We start from the raw sequence: 15,499 nt of genomic DNA on the forward strand, positions 1-15,499 counted from the left end.
TGCGCACAGCCGGTTGGCGACTTCGTCGTTCACGTCCGAGCCCAGGAAGATGATGCGTTCCTCGAACAGCTTGTTGTAGGGGTTGGACTCCTTGACGCCGAAGCTGGAGTGCTCGATGAACGACGGCAGGATATAGCGCGCCTGGGGCTGGGTCTCGGGGTTCATTGGGCTTCTCCGTTGGTGATGTGAGCGGCGCGGGTGATGATGTGGTCGACGAAACCGTATTCGAGGGCCTCCGGGGCGGTGAACCATCGGTCGCGGTCGGAATCCGCCTCGATGCGTTCGATCGGCTGGCCGGTGAATTCCGCGTTGAGCCGGAACATCTCCTTCTTGATGACGGCGAACTGCTCGGCCTGGATCGCGATGTCGGCCGCGCTGCCGGTCACGCCGCCCAGCGGCTGGTGCATCAGGATGCGGGCGTGCGGCAGCGCGTAACGCTTGCCCTTGGTGCCGGCGGCCAGCAGGAACTGGCCCATCGACGCGGCCATCCCCATCCCGTAAGTGGCGATGTCGCACGGCGCCAGCACCATCGTGTCGTAGATCGCCATCCCGGCGCTGATCGATCCGCCCGGAGAGTTGATGTACAGCGAGATGTCCTTATTGGAGTCTTCGGCCGCGAGCAGCAAGATCTGCGCGCACAGCCGGTTCGCGATGTCGTCATCCACCTGCGACCCCAGGAAAATGATGCGCTCAGAGAGCAGACGCTCATAGACCGAATCGACGAGGTTCAGACCCCCCGCGTTCGCCCGCATTTCAGTCGCACGGCTCACAGTGGCTTACCTGCTTTCTCGAGTTCCGTATTCACCGACACTAACCAACCGGGGCCGCCGCGCACTCCCCGAAGTCCCCGCGTTCGCTCACAGCGTCACTTCGTATCGCCCGACGGCTCCTCGGAGGAGGCAGCGGCCTCTCTGGCGTCCACGGCTTCAGCTTCCTCTTCCTCGCCCTCCTCGCCGACCTTTTCGACTCCCGCGGCCTTCCCATCATTCCCGGCCTCCGGTTGGGAGCGCGTGCCGAAGAACTCCTCGGTGTCGACGACGTTGCCGTCGGTGTCGGTGACCGTCGCCGCCTCGACCGCGGCGGCGATGGTCAGCCCGCGCCGCACGTCGGCGAACATCGCCGGCAGCTGATTGTTCTCCTGGAGGTAGGCGAGCAACTGTTGGGGTTCGATGCCGTACTGCTGCGACGACAGCACCAGCCGTTCGGTGAGGTCCTGCTGGCTCACCTGCATGTCGAGGTCGTCGCCCAGTGCGTCCAGCAGCAACTGCGTCTTGATGGCCTTCTCGGCGTTCGAGCGGGTGTTCGCGTCGAACTCTTCGCGCGACGAACCCTGCTTTTCCAGCGCTTCGGCGAACTTGGCTTCGTCGTGATCGAGGCCATGCAGCGCGCTGTGCAAGGTGTTGTCCACCTGGGCCTGCACGATCGCTTCCGGCAGCGGCATGTCGACCTGCTCTAGCAAGGCATCCAACGCGGCGACGCGGATCTCCTCCGCCTGCTGGACGCGCTTGGCCCCGCTCACCTGATCGGCCAGACTGGCGCGCAACTCGTCGATGGTGTCGAATTCGCTTGCCAGCTGCGCGAATTCGTCATCGGGCTCGGGCAGCTCGCGTTCCTTGACCGGGCCGACAGTCACGGTGACTTCGGCTTCCTTCCCGGCGTGCGGACCGGCTGCCATCGTGGTGGTGAAGGTCCGGCTTTCCCCGGCTGACAGGCCGACGATCGCATCGTCGAGGCCGTCGACGAGCTGGCCGGAGCCGACCTCATGTGACAGGCCCTTCGTCGATGCCTCGGGCACGTCTTCGCCGTCGATGTTGGCCGACAGGTCGATCGAGACGAAGTCGCCGGTCGCGGCGGGCCGCTCGACTCCGGTCAGGGTGCCGAACCGGGCACGCAAGGACTGCAGTTCGGCATCGACGTCCTCGTCGCCGACTTTGATCGGATCCACCGTGATCGCCAGCGAACTCAGGTCGGGCAGCGTGATCTCAGGTCGTACGTCGACCTCGGCGGTGAAAACCAGCTCCTGGCCGTACTCCTTTTTGGTCACCTGGATATCGGGCTGGCCCAGCGGTCGCACGTCGGATTCGGTGACGGCTTGGCCGTAGCGGCCGGGTAATGCCTCGTTGACGACCTGGTCGAGCATCGCCTCGCGGCCGACGCGCGCCTCCAGAAGCTTGGCCGGCGCCTTGCCGGGACGAAACCCCGGCAGTCGCACCTGCTTGGCCAGCTCTTTGTAGGCCCTGTCAAAGTCGGGCTGCAGCTCGGTGAAAGGCACCTCAACGTTGATGCGAACCCGGGTGGGGCTCAACTGCTCGACGGTGCTCTTCACGGGTTTGCTCCTCGTTTGTACTGGCGGTCTTCTGCTGGTGGATGCCCGTTGGCCGTGGCGTGCCGGTCGGGGTGACAGGATTTGAACCTGCGGCCTTCCGCTCCCAAAGCGGATGCGCTACCAAGCTGCGCTACACCCCGCGCTGACCTCGCGATCCTACGGCCAAGCCGCGCCATTCCAGTAACGGCCTCACAACCAGATCACGGGACGGCATCATTTGGATTTGATGTCTGCCGCGACGTACAGTCGCGCTCGACTAATACACGCGGGCGTAGCTCAATGGTAGAGCCCTAGTCTTCCAAACTAGCTACGCGGGTTCGATTCCCGTCGCCCGCTCCAAGCGGGCATTTGACACAACGGCCGACTAGGCTGAAGAGGCTGAGCAGGCCGACGAAGCCCCGGAGGCCGACAAATGCAGCCGGCGGCCGATTGGGCCCAATCCGGCCAGGCTGAGGAGGCCTAAAATTCAGCACACAGGCGCCACGGCCGCTCGCGATGTTCAAGGCTCATGCGCGTCGCGCTTCGAGAGGGTACGCGAGGCGTTCGAGCAGAACTTCGCGCTGCGCCACGAGGTCGGTGCAGCGGTCGCAGCCTGGGTGGATGGCGAGCTTGTCGTTAACCTGTGGGCCGGTACGGCCGACGCCGCCGGTACCCGGCCGTGGCAGGTGGACACGTTGGCCACCGTGCTGTCCGGCACCAAAGGCCTGACCAGCACATGCGTACATCAGCTCGTCGAGCGCGGTGAGCTCAATCTGGATGCGCCGGTGGCCCGCTACTGGCCCGAGTTCGGGCAGGCCGGCAAGGAGGCCATCACCATCGCCATGGTGATGAGTCACCGGTCGGGGGTGATCGGGCCGCGCAAGCGACTGCCCTGGCAGCAAGTCACCGACTGGGATTTGGTCTGCGAACGACTGGCCGCCGCCGAACCGTGGTGGGAGCCGGGCACCGCGCAGGGCTACCACATGACCACCTTCGGGTTCATCCTCGGCGAGGTGTTCCGCCGGGTCACCGGTGGCACGGTGGGTCAGTACCTGCGCACCGAGATCGCCGAGCCACTCGGCGCCGAGGTCCACATCGGCTTGTCGCGCACCGAGCAACGCCGCTGCGCCGATCTGGTGGAGAAGCCGCACATCCGCCAGATGCTGGCCGACGTCAACGCTCCCGGCTACCCCACCACGCTGGCTGAACACCCCAAGGCCGGCCTGGCCGTATCGATGGGGTTCGCACCCGACGACGAAGTCGGCTCCAACGATCTCGAGCTGTGGCGCGAGGTCGAGTTCCCGGGCACCAACGGGCAGGTCTCGGCGCTGGGACTGGCGACCTTCTACAACGCGCTGGCGCAGGAGCAACTGCTCAGTCGCCGGCACATGGATCTGATCCGGGTGTCGCAGGGCGGCTTCGACACGGATCTGGTCCTCGGCCCGCGCGTCGCCGACCACGGGTGGGGTCTGGGCTACATGCTCAACCAGCGCTGCGTCAACGGACCCAATCCGCGGATTTTGGGCCATGGCGGCCTGGGCGGCTCGTTCGGTTTCGTCGACCTCGAGCACCGCATCGGTTACGCGTACGTGATGAACCGGTATGACGCCACCAAGGCCAACGCCGACCCGCGCAGCGTGGCGCTCAGTGACGAGATTTACGCGGCGCTCGGGGTCAAGAAGAACTGAGCCGACCGCTCGCGCTGGCCCCTGTCTTGCAAAACCGCACCGCCAGGCCGGAGAACCTGCATTGGCAAGGCGGTGATGAACAACTATTCCGGCCCGCCCGGAGGCGGTTCCCCGGGACCCCATCCCGGTCCCCAGTGCGGATCGGGATGAGGGTTAGGCCCAGGTCCCTGCCAGTTGCCGTGGCAGTCTCCCCAGTCCCAGTTGGGGCCCCAACCCGGGTCCCAGAATTCACCTGGACACCACCACGGGAGCGGGCCTGGCTGAGCTCGAGCCTCCGTTGCAGCGCCCAGACCGGCTGATGCCAAACCGGCGGCCATCACGGCGGTTGCTGCGGCAAACCGCACGACGTTTTTCATGCGGCCCTTCTGTCCTCATTGGGGGTGCGTTCTTCACACTGCATAGGAATGCAGAGTTGGATATAACACCCGAAACCCCTCAATTGCCAGACGAATTCGCAGCCGCGCGGTTTCGCCGCCTTCGGTATCAGCTGTCGCCTCCCCCGGATGAGTCGCCGCCACCGGATGAGTCGCCGCCACCGGATGAATCGCCTCCGCCAGACGAGTCCGCACCGGCAGATGAGTCGACACCCCCGGATGAGTCGGCGCCCGCAGACGAGCCGGAATCTGGTGCAGGCGCGCCGGCATCCGGTGCAGGTGAGCCCGCGTCAGGTGCAGGTGCGCCGGCATCCGGTCCGGGTCCGGCAGGTTCCGGCGCAGGCGCGCCCGGCTCAGAGCCGTTCGGCCCAGGTGCGCCCGCTTCTGGCCCAGATCCGGGGCCACCCGGTCCCTGTCCCTCGGGCCCCGAACCGCCCGGTTCGTGTCCACCAGGCCCACCAGGCTCCCCAGGGCCTCCAGGTCCACCTGGCCCACCCGGTCCTCCTGGCCCGCCGGGTTCTCCAGGTCCGCCGGGGCCTCCATGTCCACCCGGTCCTCCAGGTCCACCCGGTTCGCCGGGCCCTCCCGGTCCGCCAGGCCCGTGTCCGCCGTGACCCCCAGGGCCGCCGGGTTCGTGTCCACCTGGCCCACCCGGTCCTCCTGGCCCGCCGGGTTCTCCAGGTCCGCCGGGGCCTCCAGGTCCTGGCCCACCAGGCCTACCAGGCCCAGGTCCACCAGGGTTACCCGGTCCTCCTGGCCCACCAGGGCCTCCGGGGCGGACCGGTCCCGGCCCACCTGGTACAGCTCGGGTGACGGTAGGTCCAGGAATGTTGTTTGGGGGCGGTTGCCAGCTGCCGTGACAGGCGTTCCAGTCCCAGTTAGTGCCCCACGTCGGATCCCAGAAATCGCCCGGGCACCAATTGATGTTGGGCCCAGGTTGCGCTTGAACCTCGGTAGCGGCGGCCAAACCGACCCACCCCAAACCGGCGGCCATCACCGCTGCCGCGGCAACACTGCTTGCGAACTTGTTCATGCGAGTATGAATACTGGGGCAAGCTATGTGATTGCCTAGCGGACGCTTTTGGTCAGATGAGCAACTACCAACCCGACCGTTTTCGTTCATCCCGTCATGCTGCAACCAGCCGGCTCACGTCTGGCAGGTTTGGCACCAAAAGACGTTTCGGCCCTCCAGTTCGGCAGTGCCGATCGTGGTCCCACACACCCGGCATGGGTCCCCGGCGCGCCGGTACACGTATGTGCGCGGCCGACCTGGGCCGTAAGAGGGTGCACCGTGGTCGTGCTCAGGGCGTACCACGATGATCTTGCCGCGCCGCAAGCCGATCTTCATCAAGTCCACCAAGTCGGTCCATGCGGCGGCGAACTCGGCTTGACCGATCGCCCGGCCGGCCCGATACGGGTCGATGCCATGGCGGAACAACAGCTCATTTCGGTAGACGTTGCCGACGCCGGCGATCACCGTCTGATCCATCAACAGCGCGCCGATTGGCCTGCGCGACTTGGTGATCCGTGCCCACGGCCACGCCAGATCGGCGTCGCGGCGAAGCGGGTCGGGCCCGAGCCGAGCCACCACATCGGCGACTTGCGCATCGTCGAGAATCTCGCACACCGTCGGGCCGCGCAGATCGGTGCCGTATTCCGCGCCGACCATCCGCATCCGCACCTGCCCGACGGCAACCGGCATCGCAACATCGCGCGGCAGTGGCCATTCGGTGAAGGTGCCGTACAGCCCGAGGTGCACATGCACGGTCGAGCCGCCGACATAGTGGTGGAACAGATGCTTACCCCACGCGCTGGCGCGCTGCAATACCCGGCCGTCGACTGCGGATGCGTCCGCAGCGAACCGCCCCTGCGGACTCGAGACTGCCACTGGCGCACCGGCATATCGGCGCTGGTGCAGCCGGGCCAGTCGATGCAGGGTATGCCCTTCGGGCACGGAGGCTATCCAGCTTCGCCGCCGGGCACCAAAGGTGCCTGGTGGGTGCGCTCGTACTCGTCGAGAATGTCGATGCGTCGTTGGTGCCGTTCGGCTTTCGACCACGGCGTGGTCAAGAAGGCGTCAACCATGGCCAACGCTTCGGGAACGGTGTGCATGCGACCACCGATGCCGATCAGCTGGGCGTTGTTGTGCTCACGAGCGAGTGATGCGGTTTCGACGCTCCACGCCAATGCACATCGGATTCCAGGCACCTTGTTCGCGGCGATCTGTTCGCCGTTGCCCGATCCACCCAGAACGATGCCCAAGCTGCCCGGGTCGGCGAGTGTGCGCGTCGCGGCCGCGATGCAAAACGCCGGGTAGTCGTCCTCGGGGTCGTAGCTGAAGGCACCGCAGTCGATCGGCTCGTGTCCGGTTTCCTTCAAGTGCTCGATGATCTGCTGTTTGAGCTCGAATCCGGCGTGGTCAGAACCCAGGTAGACGCGCATGCCCGCAATCCTTACCCGGCTGAACTGAACGGCGCAATGCGATCAGTCGAATTCCGGTGGCTCGGTACGGCTCCGCTTGAGCTCCCAGAAGTGCGGGTAGGCCGCGAAGGTCACCGAGGCGTCCCATAGCTTGCCGGCCTCCTCGCCGCGCGGAATCCTCGACAGCACGGGGCCGAAGAACGCCACCCCGTTGACGTGGATGGTCGGTGTGCCGACGTCGTCGCCGACGGCGTCCATCCCGGCGTGATGGCTCTTGCGCAAGGCGTCGTCGTAGACGTCGGTGTTGGCGGCGTCGGCCAGCTCGCTCGGCAAACCGACCTCCGCGAGCGACTGCTTGATAACGTCGTCCAGGTCTTTGTTGCCCTCGTTGTGAATGCGGGTGCCCATCGCCGTGTACAGCGGCGCGAGCACCTTGGCGCCATGGGCCTGCTCGGCGGCAATCGCCACCCGTACCGGCCCGAACGCCTTGGCCAACCGTTCCTTGTATTCCTCGGGCAGACCTTCGCGGTTTTCATTGAGCACCGCCAGGCTCATCACCCGGAAATTGACGTCGATGTCGCGGACCTTCTCCACCTCCAAGATCCAGCGGGAGGTGATCCATGCCCACGGGCACAGCGGATCGAACCAAAAATCGGCAACTGACTTGTCAGGCATGGGAGTCCTCTCCTCGACGGTCGACTAGCCGTCCAGCACAACCTTAGCCGCGGCGGTCCTGTTCCCGTCCCTGGGACTGTTTGCCCCGCCACCAAGCGGCCAGCATCGTCGCACCGCTTAAGTTGGACATGTGGCACTTCCGAACCTCACCCGTGACCAAGCCGCCGAACGCGCTGCGCTGATCACCGTCGACAGTTACCGGATCGACCTGGATCTGACCGACGGCAACGGCGGGCCGGGCGAACGCACCTTCCGCTCGATCACCACCGTGCAGTTCGATGCGCTCGCCGGCGCCGACACCGTCATCGACCTCGCCGCCGAGACGGTGCGCAGTGCGACTCTCAACGGCCGCGACCTCGACGTGTCCGCGTACAACGAGTCGACCGGAATTGCGCTGACCGGTCTGGCCGAGCGCAACATCGTCGTGGTCGACGCGGACTGCCTTTACTCTCACACCGGCGAGGGTCTGCACCGATTCGTCGACCCGGTCGACAACGAAGTCTATTTGTACTCGCAGTTCGAAACTGCCGACGCCAAGCGGATGTTCGCCTGCTTCGACCAGCCCGTCCTCAAAGCGACGTTCGATCTGTCGGTGACCGCATCGCAGCACTGGCACGTCGTGTCCAACGGTGCCGCGCTCAGCGTCGAGGGCGGCGTGCACATGTTTGCCACCACACCGCGGATGAGCACCTACCTGGTGGCGCTGATTGCCGGCCCGTATGCACGCTGGGATGACACCTACAGCGACGAGTACGGCGAAATTCCGCTGGGCATCTTCTGCCGCGCCACGCTCGCCGAGTTCATGGATGCCGACCGGCTGTTCACCCAGACCAAGCAAGGATTCGGCTTCTATCACAAGAACTTTGGCGTCCCATACGCGTTCGGCAAATACGACCAGCTGTTCGTCCCGGAGTTCAATGCGGGCGCCATGGAGAACGCCGGCGCGGTGACCTTCTTGGAGGACTACGTGTTCCGCAGCAAGGTCACCCGCGCGTCCTATGAGCGTCGCGCCGAAACGGTGCTGCACGAGATGGCGCACATGTGGTTCGGCGATTTGGTCACCATGCGGTGGTGGGACGACCTGTGGCTCAACGAGTCTTTCGCCACCTTCGCCTCGGTGCTGTGCGAAAGCGAGGCCACCGAATTCACCCAAGCCTGGACGACATTCGCCAACACCGAAAAGTCGTGGGCCTACCGGCAGGATCAGCTACCCACGACGCATCCGGTGGCGGCCGACATTCCCGACCTGGCCGCCGTCGAGGTCAACTTCGACGGCATCACCTACGCCAAAGGCGCCAGTGTGCTCAAGCAGCTGGTGGCCTATGTCGGGCTGGAGCATTTCCTGGCCGGTCTGCGCGACTATTTCCGCGCTCACGCGTTCGGCAACGCCACGTTCGACGATCTGCTGGCCGCGCTGGAAAAGGCCTCCGGCCGCGACCTGTCCGACTGGGGCCGACAGTGGCTCAAGACCACCGGCCTGAACACGCTGCGCCCCGACTTCGACGTTGACGAGCAGGGCCGGTTCACCCGGTTCGCGGTGACGCAAAGCGGCGCTGAGCCCGGCGCCGGCGAGACTCGGGTGCACCGGCTGGCGGTCGGCATCTACGACGACGACGGAACCGGTCGCTTGGTGCGAGTGCATCGCGAAGAGCTCGACATCAGCGGCGCGAGCACTGAAGTTCCTGCGCTGGTTAATGTTTCGCGGGGCAAGTTGATTCTGGTGAACGATGACGACCTGACCTACTGCTCGCTGCGGCTGGACCCCGAGTCGCTGCAGACCGCGCTGCACCGCATCGCCGACATCGCCGAGCCGCTGCCGCGCACACTGGTGTGGTCGGCGGCCTGGGAGATGACCCGCGACGCCGAACTGCGCGCCCGCGACTTCGTGTCACTGGTCGCCGGCGGCGTTCAGGCCGAGACCGAAGTAGGGGTAGCGCAGCGGCTACTGCTGCAGGCGCAGACCGCACTGGGTTCTTACGCCGACCCCGACTGGGCCCGTTCGGACGGCTGGCCGGCTTTCGCTGACCGGCTGCTGGAGTTGGCCCGCGGGGCGCAGGCGGGTTCGGACCATCAGCTGGCCTTCGTCAATGCGCTGTGCACATCTGTGCTGTCGACCCGGCATGTCGTGGTGCTGGCCGACCTGCTCGACCATGACCCCGCCGACTTGGGACTGGCCGGTCTGTCGATCGACACCGATCTGCGTTGGCGCATCGTCACTGCGCTGGCCGCGGCCGGCGATGTCGACGCCGACGGCCCGCAAACGCCCTTCATCGATGCCGAGGTGCAGCGCGACCCGACGGCAGCAGGCAAGCGGCAAGGGGCCCAAGCCTCGGCGGCGCGGCCGCAGTTGGCCGTCAAGGAGCAGGCCTGGAGCCAGGTCATCGAAGACGACACACTGCCCAACATCGTCGGGCGCTCGATCATCGCCGGCTTCGTCGAGCCCGGGCAGGCCGAGCTGCTAAAGCCGTTCGGCGCCCGCTACTTCGCCGCGATCCGCGGCGTGTGGGACCGCCGGTCCAGCGAGGTCGCCCAGACAGTGGTGGTCGGTCTGTACCCGTCGTGGGACATCAGTGACGACGGCCTCGCGGCCGCGGACCAATTTCTTGCCGACCCCGGACTGCCTCCGGCGCTGCGCCGACTGGTACTCGAGGGCCGGGCCGGCGTCGAGCGGTCGCTGCGGGCGCGTCGGTTCGACGGCGGGGCGGCCTGACGGCGCGGAAAGCGGCTAGGCCGGCGAGATACCGGCGCTGGTCACCCGGACCGCGCTGACCAGGCCGTCGATCAGGTGGCCCTCCTGGAACGCCGACGCCGCGGCGGCGATACCAAGCGGTGCGGACGACTCGACGCCCCGGCCGCGCACCTGGGAGCCGTAGGCCACCTCGATCACATGCTGGTCGGGTGAGACGGCGATCAGCACGGCGTTATCCGGCGTCGGTACCCTGCCCAGGACCTTGCGGGCTCGCGCTGCGGTGTCGCTGCCCAGGTCCCCGATGTAGACGGCGAACCGCGCGCCGGCGGCCCGCGACCCGTAGGTCAACGCGTCGTCAAGGGTGACCAGGTCGTCGATGGGGAACGGGTAGTGCACCGACACCTCTCCGGGTTCGGTGACCCCGGAGATCCGCCCGCTGGTGGTGATCACCGAGCCGTTGGGCAACTCCGCGGGCGTGACGGTTGCGACCTCACCACTTGCCACTCGCGCCACCCCCCACGCTGAATTCCGATGTGCCGTGGCCAGAATGCGCCCCGTGACCGTTACCGAGAACCTCGTCGGTGGCGGCCCACAGAATTGGGGCATGCGTCCATGGCTCGGACATCTTGTAGGTCGCTGGGTGCGGTCCCTTGTGCGACCAGATCAGCGCCACCAGCACGATCACCAGCAACAACGGGATGCCCACTAAGTAGAGGTGGATTTCCATCATGCTCACGACGCAAACCGTATCCCACCGGCGGTCATCGGGTGCAGTCAGACAACAAACCGTGCTAGGCCGCGCCTTCGCCCAGGTATCGCGCCCACGACGGGTCGAGTTCTTTGACCGTCGACAGCAGCCGCCAGTGCTGGCCTTTCGGCGAGGTCGGCGCCAACCGCAGCGACCAGCCGAGTTCGGTGAGCAACTTGTCACCCTTTCGGTGGTTACAGGTTGAGCAGCATGCGACGCAGTTCTCCCAGGAGTGATCGCCGCCGCGGCTCCGTGGCACCACATGGTCGACGGTGTCGGCCTTGGCCCCGCAGTACGCGCAACAGAAGCGGTCACGGTGCATCAGTGCGGCCCGGGTCATCGGGACACGAGCCCGGTAGGGCACTCGGACGTATGACCGCAGCCGAATCACCGACGGCAACGCGATCGATCTGGTCGCCGAGTGAAGGACGGGTCCGGACGGATCGTCGTGCACGACGTCGGCTTTGCCGCAGATCAGCATGATGATGGCCCGACGGACGGGCAACGCGGTCAGCGGCTCGTAGGTGGAGTTCAGCAGCAGCACACGCCGGCGATTCCAGATAGATCCGGTGTCATGCGAAACGGGCGAGTGAGAGACGGGGGGGACGCTGGACACACTGTGCAGGCATGGGCCGGTTGCGGGCCCGGTTAGCCCTGCCGCGGCACCTGAACTGCGGTGGCTGCGGCGTCTTTTGCCCTGCGACATACGTCCTCCGCCGACCAGTCCACCACGATTCGCCATCGATCGCACGCCAAATTGGCTGGTGTTGGCTGGTCAATCCGGTGAACAGGCGGTGCCAACTTCTGCGCCGACGGGTGACATGCACCCGGCCGTCGGTCCCGATGCCCCACAATGGAGGTGATGGAACAACTACAACAGTCCTTTTACGACGCGGTCGGTGGCGCGGACACCTTCCACGCGATCGTGTCGCGTTTTTACGAGCTGGTCGCCGAGGACGAAATTCTGCGTCGGGTGTACCCGCAAGACGACTTGGCGGGCGCGGAGGAACGGCTGCGGATGTTCCTCGAGCAGTATTGGGGCGGCCCGCGAACCTACTCCGACCAGCGCGGCCATCCCCGGCTGCGGATGCGGCACGCTCCGTTCCAGATCGGCCCGTTCGAGCGCGACGCCTGGCTGCGGTGCATGCACACGGCAATCGCGTCCATCGACTCCGACACTCTCGACGACGCGCATCGTAAGGAGCTGCTCGACTACCTGGAGATGGCCGCGCACTCGCTGGTGAATTCCGCCTTCTGATGACATCCCAACAACGTGAGCCGTGGTGGTCGCGCGCGGTGTTCTATCAGGTGTATCCGCGGTCCTTTGCCGATAGCAACGGCGACGGCGTGGGTGACCTCGACGGAGTGGCGTCGCGGCTGGACTATCTGGTCCGGCTGGGCGTCGACGCGCTCTGGCTCAGCCCCGTCATGGTGTCGCCGATGGCCGACCATGGCTACGACGTGGCGGACCCGCGCGATGTGGATACGCTGTTCGGCGGCCTGGCCGCTTTTGAGCGACTGATCGCCGCAGCCCATGAGCGCGACATCAAGATCACCATGGATTTGGTGCCCAACCACACCAGCTCGCAGCATCCCTGGTTTCAGGAGGCGCTGGCCGCCGAACCAGGCAGCGCCGCCCGGAACTGCTACATCTTCCGCGACGGTCGGGGACCCGGTGGGCTGGAGCCGCCGAATAACTGGCAGTCCGTGTTCGGCGGACCGTCCTGGACCCGGGTCGTGGAGCCGGACGGTAATCCGGGCCAGTGGTATCTGCATCTCTTCGACGTCGAACAGCCGGACCTCAACTGGGACAACCCAGAGGTCTTCGACGATCTTGAGAAGACGTTGCGGTTCTGGCTGGAGCGTGGCGTCGACGGGTTCCGCATCGACGTCGCGCACGGGATGGCTAAGCCGCCGGGCCTTCCGGACACCGATGTCGAAATGCGGCCAAGGATGCTCAGCGACGGTGATCCACGGTTCAATCACCCTAATGTGCACGCGATTCACCGCGACATCCGCACGGTCATGGACGACTATCCCGAGGCAGTGACCATCGGAGAGGTTTGGGTTTTCGACAACGCCAGCTGGGCCGAGTACTTGCGCGCCGACGAGCTGCACCTGGGCTTCAATTTCCGCATGGTGCGAGCCGAATTCGACATCGCAGACATCCACGATGCGATCGAGAACACCCTGGCTGCGGCGGCGATTGAAAACGCAACTCCCACATGGACGTTGGAAAATCACGATGTCGAGCGGGGACCCAGCCGCTACGGCGATCGCGCCGTCGGACTCGATCGGGCGCGGGCGATGGCGATGGTTACGCTCGCCCTGCCGGGCGCGGTGTTCATCTACAACGGGCAGGAGTTGGGGCTGCCCAACGTCGAGTTGCCCGACGAAGCGCTGCGGGATCCGACGTGGGAACGCTCGGGGCACACCGTACGCGGCCGCGACGGGTGCCGCATTCCGATGCCGTGGCACGGCCACTCTCCCCCGTTCGGGTTCTCCACATCACCCGACACCTGGCTGCCGATACCGCCGGAATGGGCGGCCCTGACCGCCGAAAATCAGCTCGGCGAACCCGACTCGACGTTGGCGTTCTTCCAGCACGCGCTCGAAATACGGCGTAGCCGTGTGGAGTTCACCGGAAATCGGGTCGAGTGGCTGGCCGCACCGCGCGGCGCGCTGGTGTTCGCCCGCGGTGACGACGGGCTGCGTTGTGCACTGAACACTGGCAAGCGGCCGCTGCCGCTGCCGGACGGAGACCTGATTCTGAGCAGCGCGCCGCTGGTTGACCGGAAGTTGCCGCCGAACGCGGCGGCGTGGCTCGTGTAGTCGCCCGACCCCCACCAGTAGCGCATCGCCACCCGCGTCTCTATACATAACCCATGGCCTACGCGTGGACAGTCATCGGCGCCGGACCTGCGGGAATCGCGGCGGTAGGCAAGCTCCTCGATCACGGCATAGCGCCCGAGGACATCGCCTGGATCGATCCTGCCTTCGCGGCCGGCGACCTCGGCGGCAAGTGGCGGTCGGTGTCGAGTAACACGCAGGTTGGCCTCTTCCTGAGCTATTTGAATGGCTCATCCGCATTCCGGTTCTCAGCGGCGCCTCGTATGCCACTGCGCGACGCGGACCCTCAAGAGACCTGCACCCTCGCCTTGGTCGCTGATCCTTTGGTGTGGGTCACCGAACACCTGCGTGAGCGGGTGCAGCCCTTTGAAACGACGGCGACCGCTCTCTTCTTAGAAAGAAGGCAGTGGAGAATTGAAACGGAGCAGCAGCAACTTACCTCGAAAAACGTGGTCTTGGCCGTTGGCGCGGTTCCCAAAAAGCTCGCCTACCCCCAGCTAAAGGAGATTCCCGTAGAAGTCGCGCTCGATCCCGAGAAGCTCGCGGGAGAACCCTTGGGAGACGCCACAGTCGCCGTGTTTGGTTCTTCGCACTCCTCGATGATCGCGTTGCCGCATCTGTTGCGTCACCCTGTCGAGAAAGTGATCAATTTCTACCGCAGCCCGCTCAGATACGCGGTAAACCTGGACGACTGGATCCTGTTCGACGATTCCGGTCTCAAAGGACGAGCGGCTGTGTGGGCTCGAGAAAATATCGACGACGTGTACCCAGACCGCTTGGAGCGGTGCTGGATATCTAGCCCGGACTTCGAAGAAAAGCTTGCCGAATGCGACCGCGCCGTTTACACGGTCGGCTTCGAGCGGAGAACGTTGCCTGAGACGAAGCAGTGGGGCCAGCTAGATTACAACCCTAACAACGGCATTCTGGCTCCCGGACTATTCGGTCTCGGCATTGCGTTTCCCGCGCGCGCGACAGACCGCTACGGCTACGTAGAATACCGAGTGGGCTTGAAGAAGTTCATAGATCACCTTCATTCGGTTCTGCCGTTGTGGTTCCGGTATCCCGCATAGCGGAAATTCCTATCCGGCGAACAAGGGGACGGATCAGCGCAGCACCAGCGCCGGGTCGCCGCGCCGCCGATACACCGAACCGAACCGCGCGTCGATGCGCAACCAGACCGGCAATGCGCGGACCCGCACGATCTCGTCGGCGTCCACAGCCTCCGATGACTGCGGTAGGAAACCCATTGCAGTCAAGGCGAATACACACCGCATGGGTACGCCCACGCTGACGTCGGCTGAGCTGACCCGGATCACCTCCTGGTCGAGCAGCGACACCGGCGGGCCCTGGGCGCTGCCGTGCTCTTTGGCCAGCTGCGCGCCGCGCTGCGCCAAATCCAGCATCAGGCGCGCGGGTACGTCGTCGAGGTGGGTGAAACCTGAGTCCGGCGGCAAACCACCCCGCCACGCGGAATCCATCGGGGAGCCGGGATTGACGTAGCCGGTGCTGTCTACCGCGGTCAGTCCACGTGCCAATTCGTCTGCGCCAACGGATAAGTCGTCGGGCCGCAGGGTGCCGGCCACTACCCGGCTGGCCAGCACGTCGAAGCCGGTGGCCGCCCAAGCCGTGATTAGCCCGCCCGCACGGGCGCGAAGCCGGATCACCGCGGCGGAGTCGAGCCGCGCCGTCCGCTCGACGAACGCGGCCAAGTCCGCGCGCTGGCCGGCCATGGATTCTGGCCCCAGCCAC

Annotated in this window: 16 protein-coding genes and 2 tRNA genes; 6 read left to right on the top strand and 12 right to left on the bottom strand. The window is 65.7% G+C overall.

Annotation, left to right across the window (positions count from 1 at the left end; all coding sequences use genetic code 11):
- The 4 genes from ACLQI9_RS13095 to ACLQI9_RS13110 form a co-directional block, all read right to left on the bottom strand.
- Positions 1 to 165, bottom strand: a 165-nt coding sequence (locus tag ACLQI9_RS13095; RefSeq protein ID WP_442391753.1) for an ATP-dependent Clp protease proteolytic subunit, incomplete at its 3' end; no start/stop codon positions are given.
- Positions 162 to 770: an ATP-dependent Clp protease proteolytic subunit gene (locus ACLQI9_RS13100; RefSeq protein WP_442391751.1), complete on the bottom strand. Its 609-nt coding sequence runs from the start codon at positions 768 to 770 to the stop codon at positions 162 to 164. The genes ACLQI9_RS13100 and ACLQI9_RS13095, both read right to left, overlap by 4 nt.
- 95 nt (positions 771 to 865) lie before the next feature.
- Positions 866 to 2,326 (bottom strand): trigger factor, encoded by a 1,461-nt coding sequence (gene tig, locus ACLQI9_RS13105; RefSeq protein WP_442380504.1) that lies wholly within the window; start codon positions 2,324 to 2,326, stop codon positions 866 to 868.
- A gap of 66 nt (positions 2,327 to 2,392) precedes the next feature.
- Positions 2,393 to 2,466 (bottom strand) — tRNA-Pro (locus tag ACLQI9_RS13110).
- A gap of 125 nt (positions 2,467 to 2,591) precedes the next feature.
- Here ACLQI9_RS13110 and ACLQI9_RS13115 point away from each other — a divergent pair.
- Together ACLQI9_RS13115 and ACLQI9_RS13120 are read left to right on the top strand one after the other, a co-directional pair.
- Positions 2,592 to 2,665 (top strand) — tRNA-Gly (locus ACLQI9_RS13115).
- Between the two features lie 125 nt (positions 2,666 to 2,790).
- Entirely contained in the window at positions 2,791 to 3,993 is a 1,203-nt protein-coding gene (locus ACLQI9_RS13120) for a serine hydrolase domain-containing protein (RefSeq protein ID WP_442380593.1), read from the top strand.
- A gap of 389 nt (positions 3,994 to 4,382) precedes the next feature.
- On the opposite strand, the gene ACLQI9_RS13125 is transcribed toward ACLQI9_RS13120, so the two are convergent.
- The 4 genes from ACLQI9_RS13125 to ACLQI9_RS13140 form a co-directional block, all read right to left on the bottom strand.
- Complete coding sequence (locus ACLQI9_RS13125; RefSeq protein ID WP_442380506.1) at positions 4,383 to 5,129, bottom strand: hypothetical protein; 747 nt, start codon at positions 5,127 to 5,129, stop codon at positions 4,383 to 4,385.
- Positions 5,130 to 5,514: 385 nt separating this feature from the next.
- Positions 5,515 to 6,321, bottom strand: coding sequence for an Fpg/Nei family DNA glycosylase (locus ACLQI9_RS13130; RefSeq protein ID WP_442380508.1), 807 nt, complete (start codon positions 6,319 to 6,321; stop codon positions 5,515 to 5,517).
- A 5-nt stretch (positions 6,322 to 6,326) separates the two neighbouring features.
- The gene (locus ACLQI9_RS13135) at positions 6,327 to 6,809 is read right to left on the bottom strand and encodes a ribose-5-phosphate isomerase (protein ID WP_442380510.1); all 483 of its coding nucleotides are present in this window, start codon (positions 6,807 to 6,809) and stop codon (positions 6,327 to 6,329) included.
- A 42-nt stretch (positions 6,810 to 6,851) separates the two neighbouring features.
- The gene (locus ACLQI9_RS13140; RefSeq protein ID WP_442380512.1) at positions 6,852 to 7,463 is read right to left on the bottom strand and encodes a mycothiol-dependent nitroreductase Rv2466c family protein; all 612 of its coding nucleotides are present in this window, start codon (positions 7,461 to 7,463) and stop codon (positions 6,852 to 6,854) included.
- Positions 7,464 to 7,593: 130 nt separating this feature from the next.
- Between ACLQI9_RS13140 and pepN the strand changes: the two genes are divergently transcribed.
- Entirely contained in the window at positions 7,594 to 10,173 is a 2,580-nt protein-coding gene (gene pepN, locus ACLQI9_RS13145; RefSeq protein ID WP_442380514.1) for an aminopeptidase N, read from the top strand.
- Positions 10,174 to 10,188: 15 nt separating this feature from the next.
- Here pepN and ACLQI9_RS13150 read toward each other — a convergent pair whose 3' ends face one another.
- The 3 genes from ACLQI9_RS13150 to ACLQI9_RS13160 form a co-directional block, all read right to left on the bottom strand.
- On the bottom strand, positions 10,189 to 10,656 hold the full coding sequence (locus ACLQI9_RS13150) for a DUF5130 domain-containing protein (RefSeq protein WP_442380516.1): 468 nt from the start codon (positions 10,654 to 10,656) through the stop codon (positions 10,189 to 10,191).
- Entirely contained in the window at positions 10,643 to 10,879 is a 237-nt protein-coding gene (gene ctaJ / locus ACLQI9_RS13155; RefSeq protein ID WP_442380595.1) for an aa3-type cytochrome oxidase subunit CtaJ, read from the bottom strand. Before ctaJ ends, ACLQI9_RS13150 begins: the two co-directional genes overlap by 14 nt.
- A gap of 64 nt (positions 10,880 to 10,943) precedes the next feature.
- The gene (locus ACLQI9_RS13160; protein WP_442380518.1) at positions 10,944 to 11,606 is read right to left on the bottom strand and encodes an HNH endonuclease; all 663 of its coding nucleotides are present in this window, start codon (positions 11,604 to 11,606) and stop codon (positions 10,944 to 10,946) included.
- 156 nt (positions 11,607 to 11,762) lie between these two features.
- Between ACLQI9_RS13160 and ACLQI9_RS13165 the strand changes: the two genes are divergently transcribed.
- Genes ACLQI9_RS13165 through ACLQI9_RS13175 form a run of 3 tightly spaced genes read left to right on the top strand, consistent with a single transcriptional unit; the run spans position 11,763 to position 14,820 of the window.
- Positions 11,763 to 12,158, top strand: coding sequence for a globin (locus ACLQI9_RS13165; RefSeq protein ID WP_442380520.1), 396 nt, complete (start codon positions 11,763 to 11,765; stop codon positions 12,156 to 12,158).
- The gene (locus tag ACLQI9_RS13170; protein WP_442380522.1) at positions 12,158 to 13,732 is read left to right on the top strand and encodes a glycoside hydrolase family 13 protein; all 1,575 of its coding nucleotides are present in this window, start codon (positions 12,158 to 12,160) and stop codon (positions 13,730 to 13,732) included. Before ACLQI9_RS13165 ends, ACLQI9_RS13170 begins: the two co-directional genes overlap by 1 nt.
- A gap of 53 nt (positions 13,733 to 13,785) precedes the next feature.
- Entirely contained in the window at positions 13,786 to 14,820 is a 1,035-nt protein-coding gene (locus ACLQI9_RS13175) for a pyridine nucleotide-disulfide oxidoreductase (protein WP_442380524.1), read from the top strand.
- A 33-nt stretch (positions 14,821 to 14,853) separates the two neighbouring features.
- Here ACLQI9_RS13175 and ACLQI9_RS13180 read toward each other — a convergent pair whose 3' ends face one another.
- Positions 14,854 to 15,480, bottom strand: a complete 627-nt coding sequence (locus tag ACLQI9_RS13180) for a hypothetical protein (protein ID WP_442380596.1) — start codon at positions 15,478 to 15,480, stop codon at positions 14,854 to 14,856.
- Positions 15,481 to 15,499: the final 19 nt, after the last annotated feature.

The organism is Mycobacterium sp. (assembly GCF_052143115.1).
Classification (GTDB): Bacteria; Actinomycetota; Actinomycetes; order Mycobacteriales; family Mycobacteriaceae; genus Mycobacterium.